The following is a 12,364-nucleotide window of genomic DNA, read 5'->3' on the forward strand; positions in this document are numbered from 1 at the left end:
CCGGTTCATTGTCTGCGGAGTCTGCGACATGATAGTCATGGCCCGGCCCGGTCAAACCGAGCAGGCGCGAGCCCCACCCTGGATTATTGTCAGCCGAAATAAATTCGGAAGGGGGTTTATTTATAGGAAATCGAAAGAAAATGCAAGGAAAGATCGTCTCAAGATGAAAGAACCGGCTGTTTTATCGGACAAAACAGCTTATTCTTTTTTTTCGGGCTTAAACAAGGTGAGTTGCCCTGGTCTCTGCCTGCCGGATTTCTTCGGCTCCGGGGAGGGGGAGGACGTAGCGGCGGCACCCTTGGCCGCGGGCGGTGTTGCCTGGGAATCAGCCGGCCGGGCCGGAGCCGGACTCTTTGGCTCGTCTGATACCTGGACCGCCAGCTCGGCGATTCTCCGTACCGGTCGATTGGCCACCCGCCTGCCGATGGCCCCTACCCCCTTGATGAGAAAGTCGTCCATCCGGATCCGCATCGAATTGGATTTGGCCCGGGCCAGGGGTGTGAAATCCACCCGGAAACGGATCCCCTTGCCGGTCCTGAGCAGCAGAATCGCCGACTTTTTATGTTCCGCAAACAGGCGGTACTCCTTGCCGACAATGAACTTCGGGGTGTGGAACCGTTTCACATAAACCAGCTGCTGGCGGCCGTCCCGGTAGACCAGGTTGAAGATCTCCCCGGGATCAACAGGCATCTTGCCGGCCCAGAACAGGTCATGGCCGACAAAGACCTTGTCCGTCACGTTAATCACCTTATAGAGGCCGTCCTTGTAAACAAGCAGGATCCGGTCATACTCGGAGCAGGCGATTGCCACGTCGCCGTCGGTCTTGACCTGGTGGCCCAAAAGCCCGGTCTCCCGGTGGTAGCCCACGGTGAGATTGGACAGGGCCACCTTGCGCGCCTCCACCTCCTTGAAGGCCCTGAGTTCGGTGCGCCGCGGGTAAGAGGGGCCGTATTTCTCGAGCAGCCCCTCCAGATAGCTGATCGTATAGGAGACCATGTCCTTGAGATGATTTTTAATCCGCCGGATGGATTTGTTGATCTCCTTGATCTCTTTATGCTGTTTCTTCAGGTCAAAAAGGGAGATCCGCTTGATCCGGATCTCCAGCAGGTGATCGATGTCCTCCCGGCTGACCGGACGTCCCAGTTCTCCGGCAAAGGGTTCCAAACCCTGGGTCACGGTGTCGATGATCGCCTTCTGCGAGGTGCATTCCTCGATCCGCTTGTAGATCCGCTGCTCGATGAAGATCCGTTCCAGGGTGCGCAGGTGCAGTTTTTCCTTGAGCCGACCCAGGTCGATCCGCAACTCCTTTTCCAGGTCGTTGACCAGTTTGCCGGTGTTGTAGGAGACCACCTCCTCCACTGTCAGGTTATATGGGGTGTTGTCCCGGATCAGCATCAGGTTGGGCGAGATGGAGATCTCGCAGTCGGAAAAGGCGTACAGGGCCTTGATCGTGTCCCGGGCATACACCCCGCGGGCCAGCTTGATCTCGATCTCCACCTCCTCGGCGGTGTAGTCGTTGATGGAGACGATCTTGATCTTGCCGGCCCGGGCCGCCTTTTCAACGCTGTTGATCAGGGATTCAGTGGTGGTGCCGTAAGGGATCTCCTTGATATGGATGGTCTTGTCATTGACCTCAACGATCCTGGCCCGGCACTTGAGCCGGCCGTTGCCGTGGTTGTAGCCGGACACGTCCAGCAGCCCGCCCTGGATAAAATCCGGATAAAGCTCAAAGGGCTCGTCTCTCAATATTTTGATCTGCGCCTCCAGCAATTCACGGAAATTGTGGGGCATGATCTTGGTGGCCATGCCCACCGCGATCCCCTCGGTGCCGTGGAGGAGCAGAAAGGGCAGCTTGGCCGGCAGGGTCACCGGTTCCTGGAGCCGGCCGTCATAGGAGGGCACGAATTCGGTGAGGTCCTTGTTGAACAGGGTCTCGCGGGCCAGCGGCGAGAGCCGACATTCGATGTAGCGGGGGGCCGAGGCCTGGTCCCCGGTATGGATGTTGCCGAAGTTCCCCTGCCGCTCGATGAGATAGCCCTTGTTGGCCAGGTTGACCAGGGCCCCGAAGATGGAGCTGTCGCCGTGGGGGTGGAGTTTCATCGAGTCGCCCACCACGTTGGCCACCTTCTGGAAGCGGCCGTCGTCCATGTTGAACAGGGTCTGGAGGATGCGGCGCTGGACCGGTTTCAACCCGTCGTTGATATCCGGAATGGCCCGTTCCTTGATCACATAGGAGGCGTACTCCATGAAGTTGCGATCAAAGAGCTGGTGCAGCTTGCCGACTTGCCCGGAGGTCTCCATGGCCTTATACCAGGTGCTCCATGATGTACTCGCGCCGATCCGGCGTATTCTTGCCCATATAGAAGCTCAGGACCTTGGGCACCTCGCTTAACCGGTCAATGGTCACCTGGCGAATCTTCATGTCCTTGTCGATGAACTGTTTGAACTCCCTGGGCGAAATCTCGCCCAGGCCCTTGAAGCGGGTCATCTCCACGTTGAGCCGGGCCTTGCCCCGGCCGGCCAGCTTCCTGCTCGCCTGGTCGCGCTCCCTGTCCGAGTAACAGTAGATGGTTTCCTTCTTGTTCCGAACCCGGAAAAGGGGCGTCTCCAGGATGAACACATGGCCCATCTTGACCAGCGGTTCATAGTAGTGGAGAAAAAAGGTCAGCAGCAGGTTGCGGATATGGAGGCCGTCCACGTCGGCGTCCGTTGCCAGGATGATCTTGTCGTAACGAAGGTTGCCCACCGACTCCTCGATATTAAGGGCGCACATCAGGTTGTACATCTCTTCATTCTTGTACATCAGGGCCAGGTTCTGGCCGAACACGTTCAATGGTTTGCCCTTGAGCGAAAACACCGCCTGGGTCATCGGGTCCCGGGAACTGACAATGGAGCCGGCCGCGGACTGTCCCTCGGTGATGAACAGCATGTTCTCCCGGCCCGGGGGAGAGGGTTTTCCCCGGGAGGGATGGTACTTGCAGTCCTTGAGCTGGGCGATCTTGATCGCCACCTTCTTGGCCTTTACCCGGGCCTCCTTGCGCACCTGCTGCAATTCCTTGCGCACCTTCTCGTTGTGCTGGATCTTTTCCAGCAGCCGCTCGGCGGTGTCGCTGTTCTTGTAGAGATGGGCCGCCACCGCGTCCTTGACCACGTTGACGATCCAGGCCCGGATCTCGGTGTTGCCCAGCTTGTTCTTGGTCTGGGACTCGAACACCGGGTCCTTGATCTTCACTGCAAAGGCGCCGACAATACCTTCCCGCACATCATTGCCGATAAATTTTTTATTGGAGTTGCAGTACTCGTTCACCCCCTTGAGCACCCCCTCCCGGAACGCCGACAGGTGGGTCCCGCCCCCGCTGGTATAGGTGCCGTTGACAAAGGAAAAATAACTGTCCCCGTAGTTGTCGGTGTGGCAGAAGGCAAACTCCAGGGTGGCGTCCTTAAAGTAGATGGCCGGATAGAGATGGCTGCCGTTCACCTCCCGTTCGAGCAGGTCCTTGAGCCCGTTGGCGGAAAAGAAACGTTCCTCGTCAAGATAGAGATTGAGGCCGGCATTGAGATAGGCGTAGCGCCAGAGCCGCTGCCGGACATATTCCAGGTCAAAAACATAGTCGTCGAACAGCTCTTTTTCAGGCCTGAACTCGATCAGGGTGCCGTTTTTCTCCCTGGTCCTGCCTTGTTTCTCCTCCTGCAGCACCCCCTGGTAAAAATGGGCAGCGGCATATCGGCCGTCCCGGAAGGAGGTCACCTTGAAGGTCTCGGCCAGGGCGTTGACCGCCTTGGTGCCCACCCCGTTCAGCCCCACGGAAAACTGGAACACATCGGTATTGTACTTGGCCCCGGTATTGATCACTGAAACGCACTCCACCAGCTTGCCCAGGGGAATACCCCGGCCAAAGTCCCGCACCCGCACCGTTCCCTCCTGGCTGATGAAGACGTCGATCCGCTTGCCGGCCCCCATGATGAACTCATCCACTGCATTGTCGATGATCTCCTTTAACAGGATATAAATCCCGTCATCAGGATGGGTGCCCCGGCCGAGACGACCGATGTACATACCCGGCCGCAGCCGGATATGTTCCAGGGAACTCAAGGTCTTAATCTTACTTTCGTCGTAGTTGTGCGCAGGTAGGCTCATATGCTGAGTTCATGGGATAGAATTCGTCAGAAAGATCGTATTGTCGTGTCCGATTACGGTCACTGCCATCCCAGCGGACAATGACCAAGATACGGGGACATGGCATACTATATATGGACGAAGCATAAAACTTATACACAATATGTAGTGGCCGGGCAACTAAAAAATCAGAACGGAAAATCGTCTCTCCCCTGCCGAGGGGGTTGAACCGTACGGGAATTCTCCGTGGCCGATGCGGAAACAGTTGCTTTTTTCTGGTATAGTCTTCCGTGAAAAGTCTGGTTTAACCGCGGAGAACGCCGAGGTCACAGAGCTAATTATTTAAAATAATAAAAGTTTCTCTGCGGCCTCTGCGTACTCAGCGGTAAATATTTTAGTTTTTACGAATGCATCACCCTTCACGGTTTAAAAATATCATGTCCACAAGCAGAGCGCTTCCCACCTCCATGGCCCTGAGCATTGCCGGTTCCGACCCCTCGGGCGGGGCCGGGATCCAGGCCGATCTGAAGACTTTTTGCATGGTCGGGGTATACGGCGGCGCGGTGATCACCTGTCTCACCGCCCAGAACACCAGGGGAGTCGCCTCATATCGCCCGGTGGACCCGGAATTGGTGGGCCAACAGATCAAGCTGGTGCTGCAGGACCTGCCGGTCAGCCATATCAAGATCGGCATGGTCGGCACCGGAGAGATTGCCATCCATATCGGCGCGGCCCTGGAAAACTTCAGCGGTGAAATTGTCTGTGATCCGGTGCTGGCCGCCACCTCCGGCCTGAGCCTGCTCAAGGAATCGGCCCGGGCGGCCTACCGTGACCAAATCCTTGCCCGGGCCACGGTGTTGATCCCCAACCTTGAAGAGTTATCCCTGCTGGCGGAACGATCCTGCGCAAACCCGGCCGGGGAGATCGCCGCCGGCAGGATACTTTTCGACCGTTTCCCGCGGCTGCGCTCTATTGTTATCAAGGGAGGCCATCGGCCGGACGACGATCCGATAATCGACCGGCTGCTGGTCCGCCGGCCCGGCGGCGCGGTGGAAATCACGGCCAGAAGCCATCCCCGGGTCCGTTCCAGAAACACCCACGGCACCGGCTGCACCATGGCCGCGGCCTTTACCGCCCATCACCTGCTCGAAAACGACGACTCCATTGCCTTTGATAAGAGCGTGCATTTCATGGACCATCTCCTGACCGTCAGCGAACCGTCCCGTCTGGGACACGGCATCGGCCCCCTGCTCCACCATCTGGCCAGGTGAGCGACTGCAAGGAGACTCCGAAACGGGTTCGGTGCCGGTGAGAGCTTGCCGGCGTTCAGCTATTCCATCATCCGGATGTTGCCGCAATCCGGACAGATCCAGGTCGGGCCGTTGCTGATGCCCCACTTGTTTTCCTTGAAACAGGTGTCGCAGATCTGGAAGCCGCAGGGACAACTCCAGCAGAAGGGTTGTTTTTTCTGACAGCAAGAGCACTGAAACTCCTTGCGGCGACGCCTTGTTTTTTTTCCTTCCTGCCCGCCCATATGCTACGATGTCTCCTTGACAATCTCTTGATCCAGCCATTGCAGGTAACTGGCAGACCCGGCCGTTATCTCCACAGCCACTATTTCCGGGACCTCGTAGGGATGGATCGCACCAATGGCCTCGCGGACCGCCTCGAAAGATCCCTGCCTGGTCTTGGCAATGCATAAAAACTCTTCCGCCTCCTGCACCGCGCCCTGCCAGCGGTAGATACTGGTCATCGGGCCGATGATCTGCACACAGGCGGCCAGCTTTTGTTCCACCAGCCGCCCGGCGATCCGGGTGCCGTCCTCTTTACTCTCCACCGTGGTCATCACCTGTATGTATCCGGTCATTGTCCTTCTCCATTATTTATACGGTTACAACAATCGTCCATGGTAGTTGAAGGTAGATGCTGGCTTCCCTCCCCTTCCCCCTTGCAGTTCCCTGGCCAGGTTATTGAAAAAATTACGGTCGCGTTTGAGATAGGAGAGATCAACCACTCCATAGTCGAGTCCCATGGCCCCTAGCTCGGGCAACTGGGCCAGCAGGGAAAAAGGGCGGTCCGGCAGGGCCAGGGTCGCGCCCCAGCGCTGGACAAGTTCGTACGCCTCGCCCCTGGGGCTGACGAACCGGGCCTGGTAGCGGAAATGTTCCGCCCGCAGCCGGGCGGTGAACAGCGGAATCCGGCCGAACACGGTCATCCCCGGGGCCACTGCCGGCTTGCCGCCCTGGTGGCGGCAGATATCAGCAAGCGTTTTCTTGTCGACCTCAACCGCGATCTGGGCCCGCTGAAAACCGTTTTTTCCAAGCGCGGCCAGGGCAGCCGAGTTGAGCACGTTAAGGGTATAATCCCCGATCAGCCGCACATCCTTGATGTGGTTGAGCAAAAGCGTCTGACTGATATGACCGACCTGCCAGGATGTAAAACCGGCCCGGCCCATGAAGTCAATCGCCCGGCCGTAGAAGTCAAGGTCCTGCTCCAGGATGACCGGCGGCAGGGCCCAGATCAGCCGACGGCGCAGAGAGGCCAGTTTCCGGCCCATCTTTTCGGCCTGAGCAAAGGTCTCACGGCCCAAGGTGACCAGCACCTGTTCCGGCTTAAAGGGCAGCCGTTGGTTCAATCCCTGCATGGTATCAAGTTTGAGCCACAAAGGAAGAGTACCCTTCGAACGCCGCGGTTGCCGGGAGGATGGCGCCGGGCCCAGGGATGCAAGCACCGCTGCCACCTGTTTTCGATCCAGGAGCCGGGCTGTTTTCTTTTTAAACGGCCCGGGATCGATCAACCGCTGCCTTCTTTCCAGGGCTCTGCCCTGCCTGGTATCCACCAGATAGACCGGATCGCCGCTCTTCACCGGCTGTGGACAGTCAATGGTGATACGCTCGCCGGCGGTCGCGGTTTTAATTCCCGACCCGTTGGCCGCCTGGATCTTTTTCAGGGTAAACGAGAACCGCTCGCCGCTCTTTTCCCGGTGGACCCGCAGCCGGTCGCCCGCCTGGATGACCGCCCGGGTCATAAGCTGAGGCCGGCCCTGGCGCAGCCTTTCCACCTTGCCGAGAAAAACGCCGATATTTCCGGAATGATGCGGGGAAATAATATCGCGGGACTGGGGATTTTTAAAATAACCGGTGCAGGCGCGGCGGCCCATGGACAGGTCGAGCAGTTCCCGGGCCCGGGCCAGCGCCGCTCCCCGGTCACCGGGCCCGGCATCAAGCATGGTGCGGTAGGCCTTGACCACCGAACCGACATGGTGGGCGTTTCGCAACCTGCCCTCGATCTTGAGCGAGGTGACCCCGGCCCTGGCAAGCTCCGGCAGCAGCTCAACGGCTGCGAGATCATTCATCGAAAAGAAATAACCGCCCGGCTGGTTGCCCTTTTTCCGGCCCCGGTTCTCCCAGGTATATCGTCTGCGGCAGGGCTGGACGCAGAACCCGCGCAGGCCGCTCCTGCCGCCCAGTGAACTGCTGAAAAGGCAGAGTCCGGAATAAGCGAAACAGAGCGCCCCATGGACGAACACCTCCAGTTCAACCGGTGTTTGCCGGTGGATCGCCGCGATTTCCTTGATACATAGTTCCCGGGCCAGCACCACCCGTTTAAACCCCAGGTCGCTGCATTTTTTGACCCCCAGCGAGTTATGGGCCAGAAACAGGGTGCTGGCGTGGAGGCGCAGCCCCGGGAAATGGTTCCTGGCCAGGGAATAGACGCCCAGGTCCTGAACAATTACCGCATCCGCCTTCAGGCTGGACAGACGGGCCAGGGTCTCGACCGCGAGGGGGATCTCCTCCTCCTTGACCAGGCTGTTCATCGCCACGTACAGCTTCACCCGGCGGGAGCGGGCAAAATCAACAAGCGCGGCCAGTTCGGCCCAGGTGAAATCGCGGCTCAGGGCCCGGGCGTTCAGGGCCGGCGCGCCGATGTAAACCGCATCGGCGCCGGACTCCACCGCAACCTCAAAAACGGCCAGGGTGCCGGCCGGGGCCAGCAGTTCCATCTTTTTCCCGGGTTGTTGTTCCATGTCCTGCGTCATGATCGCCGCTGCCCGAGCCGGCGGATACCGGCCGCTCTCCGTTGCGCAACGCGGCACCGTTGTTTGTCCCTGAAGAAAAAGACCAGGATCACCCCGGCGGCAAATCCGCAGATATGGGCCCACCAGGCGATACCGCCCTGGAGTTGACCTTTGGCGGCCACCAGGCTTGCCGATCCCTGGAGAAACTGGATCAGGAACCAGAAGCCCAGGAACAGGAAAGCCGGCAGTTCAATGGCATAGAAGATGATAAAGATCGGGATCAGGGTCAGCACCCGGGCATGGGGATAGGTAAGGAAATAGGCGCCCAATACCCCGGAGATCGCCCCGCTGGCCCCGATCAGCGGCACCGGCGACTGCGGCCCGGCCAGGCCCTGGCCGAGCACCGAACAGATACCGCAGAGCAGAAAAAAGATCAGATAGCGGGCGTGTCCCATGCAATCCTCGACATTATCGCCGAAGATCCAGAGCATCCACATGTTGCCGATGAGATGGAAGAACCCGCCATGGAGAAACAGCGAGGAGAATATCGGGGTTATCTCGCCCGTGGCAAAGAACCGGCTCGGCACAAAGCCGTACTGCAGGAGAAAGGGGTCAAGACGGGGGCCGAGCATGGTCTCATAGACAAAGACCGCGCTGTTCACCAGGATCAGGCTGATATTGACCCACGGGATGGTCTGGGTGGGGATGTCGTCTTTTAAGGGGAACATGGCTGCGCGCCGCGAGGCCCGGGAAGAATGGAGGCGGCTACCCTTCCGGAATCATGGGAAGAAGCGAATAGGCCCTGGTGGACGGCAACGGCAGGATGACGTAGAAGTTGTTGCCCTGGGCAGTCTCCTCATAGCCGACCGTGCCGCCATGCATTTCAATGACATGCTTGACAAAGGCCAGGCCATGTCCGGTGCCCGGCCGGCCTTCACTGTTCCGGCCGCGGCCGCCTTCGAAAAAAAGCCGCTTCACGTCGTCCCGGCTTAAATGGGGGCCGGTGGTGAACACATTGAACTTGATCCCGTCCTGGCCCGGCCCGAAATAGTCGGGAAGCACCTCCTGGCCGTAGGCCACGGCCTTGCGCGGCCGGCCATGGTGGTCGATAATCGTTTCAGTATACTTGGCGGCATTGGAAAAGAAGTTGGCATAGACCTGGGCCAGGAGCCCCTTGTCCACCAGGATCGGAAACTCTTCCGCAACCATGTCCGTGGGCCGGTCAATGGTGACCCCGGCGTTTTCCAGCCGTTTCCGGTACTGCTCCAGCTGCGGTTCAATAATCTCTTTTTCCACCAGGCACCGTTTGGGCTGGAGCACCAGGTGGCCCTTCTGGAAATGCTCGCGCCGGAACAGGCTCTCCAGGAACAGGCTGACATTGTCATGATGTTTGCGGATCTCCTGGTAGTTGTCGGTCAACTCCTTGCGCAGACCGGCAACGGTGTCGATGACCCGTTCGTATTCCGCCGGGGTTGCATCCCTGCCGCCGGCCAGTTTCCGGATCAATGCCTCAAGGTCGGCTATTTCCACGATCCTCTTCTGCAACTGGTTGAAGAGGTAGCGGAAATACATATTAGGGATGATGACGTTATGCTCGATATCCAGCACCAGGCTGTTGATAAACTTGAGGTGGCGGATATTCTGTTGGGCGATATAGCGGTTGTAAAGCCGGTAGCCGAGCCGGTTGGCATACTTGACCAGAAAAAAACGGTCGCTTTCAGACAGGCCCTGCTGGGGAAAAACCGCGAAAAGCCCGATCAGCCGGGAAAGCGGCGGCCCTGAATCGTCGCCCTGTTCATCCAGATCAACGGGTTCGGTGGGCAGGGCCCGCCGAAAGATGGGCACCACGTAGAACTCACCGTGGACATAGGGCCTGGTGCTGGGATGAATTCCAGTGGGCACCGGGCGGGTGTCGGTAACCAGCCCCTCCAGGCTGCTGCAGGCCAGCCTGAGATTCTTCCCCTCCTCGTCAAGCAGATATAGGTTGCTCTGCAACCGCATCACCTCCAGGGGCACGGCCACGCAGATTCGATACAGGTCGGGCAGGGAAACGAATTCCTGGGCCAGGTCAAAGAAACATTTCAGCAGGTTGTCCTGGTCCCGGGAAAAATTGTAACGCCGGTAGCTTTCGGTCTTTTGGCGAACCCGCTTGAGGATATGTCTCAGGTCATTATTTTCCTGTTCAGCGACCATCGCAATTCCCCTTTGCCACCCTTGCGGCAAGCAACCGGATTTTTTACCGGTCCATTGATCCCGCGCTTGTCAGGCACCAACCAGTGTCTGTCCAGAAATGAGCAATTTCGTTCAAGATCAAGGATCGCGAAAAAAACAACCGGAGTCATATAAATGATATTACGAGGATTATTTTTTGAGTATGACGCCGAGATTGGGCGAAAGGGCCCTTTCTGGACGGGCACCAACTAGGCAACAGACTCGAGTACAACCTCATCCCCGGCCAGGGACTCGTCCAGCAGAACATGGACATGCTCGTTGGCGCCCACCTCGACCTCCATCCCGGTATAGTCGGGCTGGATGGGCAGCTCGCGGCGGCCGCCGCGATCGATCAGCACCGCCAGCTGGATCATGCTCGGCCGGCCGTAATCAATGACCGCGTCCAGGGCCGCCCGGATGGTGCGGCCGGTAAAGAGGACGTCGTCCACCAGAACAATGGTCTTTTCCTCAACCCCAAAGGGAATATCAGTGGTCTTGACAATCGGGTTCGGGGTGATCCGGCTCCAGTCGTCGCGGTAGAGCGTGATGTCCAGGGTGCCCAGGGGCAGCTCGATCTGTTCCCGCGACTGGATGGTCTCCTGGATCCGTTTTGCCAGGAAGACGCCGCCGGTGTGGATGCCGATGATCGCCAGGCTGTCCAACTCACGGTTTGCCTCGACGATCTGCAGCGCGATCCGGGACAGGGAACGTTCGATATCCCGGGCCGACATGATTGTTTTTCTGTTTCCTGACATGATTGTGTCTCCCCTCTTCAAAAAAACCGCTGGTAACGACAGGTTAACCCCCGGAGTCAATTATTTCCAGAAATAATCGAATCCCCTGGCATCCACCAGGTTGATCGCCTCGGGATAGGCCTCGCATTCAGCGGCAAAGACCTTGGCGGCGATATCATCCGGGCGGTCACCATCTTCCAGGGGCACGCATTTCTGCACAATGATCGGCCCCTGGTCGTAGACCTCGTCGGCGAGATGGACAGTGCAGCCGCTTACCTTGACCCCCCTGGCCTTGACGGCCCGATGGACCCGCATCCCGTAAAAACCGGCCCCGCAAAAGGAGGGGATCAGGGATGGATGGATATTGAGTACCTGTTGGCGCAGATGCGCGGGCGGTTCATAGAGTTTCAGATACCCGGCCAGGCAGATGCAGTCGATTTCATGGTTGGCGAGCAGAGCGTTGGTCGTGGCATTATCCCGGCCATGGAAGGCGGGGTAGCCGTAATCCATGGCCTTGGTCAGTCCCAGGGCATCGGCCCTGTTGGAGATCACCACCTGGATCTCGGCATTGAGAACACCCGCCTTGATCCGCTCATGGAAATTATCCAGGGTCCGGCCGCTGCCGGAGAGCAGTACTGCCAGCTTCAACATCACTTATTCTCCTGTAAGGGGGGTGACGGCCGGATCGATCTTGCCCAGCCAGGCGGCAATGGCGGTGTCGTAGCGGCTGGTAAGCTCGAACACCTTGACCGCCAGGCGGAAACGGGTCTCCACGGTGGTATTGCCGCTCTCCCTGAGTTCGGCCAGCACCTGGGGATAATCAGCCGGATCGACGATCACCGTGACGTCCTGATAATTCTTGGCCGCGGCCCGGAGCATGGTGGGGCCGCCGATATCGATGTTCTCAATGGCATGGCCCACGGTGCAGGCCGGATCGGCGGTGGCCTTGTCAAAGGCATAGAGGTTGACCGCGACCAGGTCGATGGGCTGCAGGCCATGCTCGGCCATCTGCCGCTGGTGGGCCGGATTGGCGCGCTGGGCCAGAATACCGCCGTGCACCTTGGGATGCAGGGTCTTGACCCGGCCGTCCAGCATCTCCGGGAAACCGGTGAACTCGGCCACGTCCTTGACCCTTATCCCGTGGTCCCGCATCCTCTTGGCCGTGCCGCCGGTGGACAGAATTTCGATCCCCATGTCCTGCAACTCCCTGGCAAAATCCTCGATCCCGCTCTTGTCGGTCAAACTGATCAGGGCTCTCTCCATCTTTTGCATCGATATTTCTCC

At 58.8% G+C, this 12,364-nt stretch carries 11 protein-coding genes; 1 reads left to right on the plus strand and 10 read right to left on the minus strand.

The window, feature by feature from the left end; genetic code table 11:
• Positions 1-198: 198 nt before the first annotated feature.
• Complete coding sequence (locus tag L3J03_00840) at positions 199-2,301, minus strand: DNA topoisomerase IV subunit A (GenBank protein ID MCF6289541.1); 2,103 nt, start codon at positions 2,299-2,301, stop codon at positions 199-201.
• Positions 2,302-2,305: 4 nt separating this feature from the next.
• Positions 2,306-4,138, minus strand: a complete 1,833-nt coding sequence (locus tag L3J03_00845) for a type IIA DNA topoisomerase subunit B (protein ID MCF6289542.1) — start codon at positions 4,136-4,138, stop codon at positions 2,306-2,308.
• A gap of 416 nt (positions 4,139-4,554) precedes the next feature.
• On the opposite strand from L3J03_00845, the gene thiD reads away from it, so the two are divergent.
• Positions 4,555-5,388, plus strand: coding sequence for a bifunctional hydroxymethylpyrimidine kinase/phosphomethylpyrimidine kinase (gene thiD / locus L3J03_00850; protein ID MCF6289543.1), 834 nt, complete (start codon positions 4,555-4,557; stop codon positions 5,386-5,388).
• Positions 5,389-5,447: 59 nt separating this feature from the next.
• Here thiD and L3J03_00855 read toward each other — a convergent pair whose 3' ends face one another.
• From L3J03_00855 to L3J03_00890, 8 genes are all read right to left on the minus strand, one after another.
• Complete coding sequence (locus L3J03_00855; GenBank protein ID MCF6289544.1) at positions 5,448-5,651, minus strand: hypothetical protein; 204 nt, start codon at positions 5,649-5,651, stop codon at positions 5,448-5,450.
• A 3-nt stretch (positions 5,652-5,654) separates the two neighbouring features.
• Complete coding sequence (locus tag L3J03_00860) at positions 5,655-5,984, minus strand: divalent-cation tolerance protein CutA (protein MCF6289545.1); 330 nt, start codon at positions 5,982-5,984, stop codon at positions 5,655-5,657.
• 24 nt (positions 5,985-6,008) lie between these two features.
• Complete coding sequence (locus L3J03_00865; GenBank protein MCF6289546.1) at positions 6,009-8,156, minus strand: U32 family peptidase; 2,148 nt, start codon at positions 8,154-8,156, stop codon at positions 6,009-6,011.
• The gene (locus L3J03_00870; protein ID MCF6289547.1) at positions 8,153-8,863 is read right to left on the minus strand and encodes a rhomboid family intramembrane serine protease; all 711 of its coding nucleotides are present in this window, start codon (positions 8,861-8,863) and stop codon (positions 8,153-8,155) included. Before L3J03_00870 ends, L3J03_00865 begins: the two co-directional genes overlap by 4 nt.
• Before the next feature lie 37 nt (positions 8,864-8,900).
• Positions 8,901-10,328, minus strand: a complete 1,428-nt coding sequence (locus tag L3J03_00875) for an ATP-binding protein (protein ID MCF6289548.1) — start codon at positions 10,326-10,328, stop codon at positions 8,901-8,903.
• A 227-nt stretch (positions 10,329-10,555) separates the two neighbouring features.
• Positions 10,556-11,101 carry a bifunctional pyr operon transcriptional regulator/uracil phosphoribosyltransferase PyrR gene (gene pyrR / locus L3J03_00880; protein ID MCF6289549.1) on the minus strand — a complete coding sequence of 182 codons (546 nt, stop codon included), beginning with the start codon at positions 11,099-11,101 and terminating at the stop codon, positions 10,556-10,558.
• Positions 11,102-11,161: 60 nt separating this feature from the next.
• Positions 11,162-11,731, minus strand: a complete 570-nt coding sequence (locus tag L3J03_00885) for a phosphoribosylglycinamide formyltransferase (protein MCF6289550.1) — start codon at positions 11,729-11,731, stop codon at positions 11,162-11,164.
• A 3-nt stretch (positions 11,732-11,734) separates the two neighbouring features.
• Positions 11,735-12,352 (minus strand): IMP cyclohydrolase, encoded by a 618-nt coding sequence (locus tag L3J03_00890; protein MCF6289551.1) that lies wholly within the window; start codon positions 12,350-12,352, stop codon positions 11,735-11,737.
• Positions 12,353-12,364 lie beyond the last annotated feature (12 nt).

This window comes from Desulfobacterales bacterium (genome assembly GCA_021647905.1).
Lineage (GTDB): Bacteria > Desulfobacterota > Desulfobulbia > Desulfobulbales > BM004 > JAKITW01.

What these genes read in the sequence shown, in the direction of transcription:
- L3J03_00870 (MCF6289547.1), bottom strand. Translation starts at nt 8,863, where the DNA reads ATGTTCCCCTTAAAAGACGACATCCCCACCCAGACCATCCCGTGGGTC.
- L3J03_00865 (MCF6289546.1), bottom strand. Translation starts at nt 8,156, where the DNA reads ATGACGCAGGACATGGAACAACAACCCGGGAAAAAGATGGAACTGCTG.
- L3J03_00840 (MCF6289541.1), bottom strand. Translation starts at nt 2,301, where the DNA reads ATGGAGACCTCCGGGCAAGTCGGCAAGCTGCACCAGCTCTTTGATCGC.
- L3J03_00885 (MCF6289550.1), bottom strand. Translation starts at nt 11,731, where the DNA reads ATGTTGAAGCTGGCAGTACTGCTCTCCGGCAGCGGCCGGACCCTGGAT.
- L3J03_00855 (MCF6289544.1), bottom strand. Translation starts at nt 5,651, where the DNA reads ATGGGCGGGCAGGAAGGAAAAAAAACAAGGCGTCGCCGCAAGGAGTTT.
- L3J03_00845 (MCF6289542.1), bottom strand. Translation starts at nt 4,138, where the DNA reads ATGAGCCTACCTGCGCACAACTACGACGAAAGTAAGATTAAGACCTTG.
- L3J03_00890 (MCF6289551.1), bottom strand. Translation starts at nt 12,352, where the DNA reads ATGCAAAAGATGGAGAGAGCCCTGATCAGTTTGACCGACAAGAGCGGG.
- L3J03_00860 (MCF6289545.1), bottom strand. Translation starts at nt 5,984, where the DNA reads ATGACCGGATACATACAGGTGATGACCACGGTGGAGAGTAAAGAGGAC.
- thiD (MCF6289543.1), top strand. Translation starts at nt 4,555, where the DNA reads ATGTCCACAAGCAGAGCGCTTCCCACCTCCATGGCCCTGAGCATTGCC.
- L3J03_00875 (MCF6289548.1), bottom strand. Translation starts at nt 10,328, where the DNA reads ATGGTCGCTGAACAGGAAAATAATGACCTGAGACATATCCTCAAGCGG.
- pyrR (MCF6289549.1), bottom strand. Translation starts at nt 11,101, where the DNA reads ATGTCAGGAAACAGAAAAACAATCATGTCGGCCCGGGATATCGAACGT.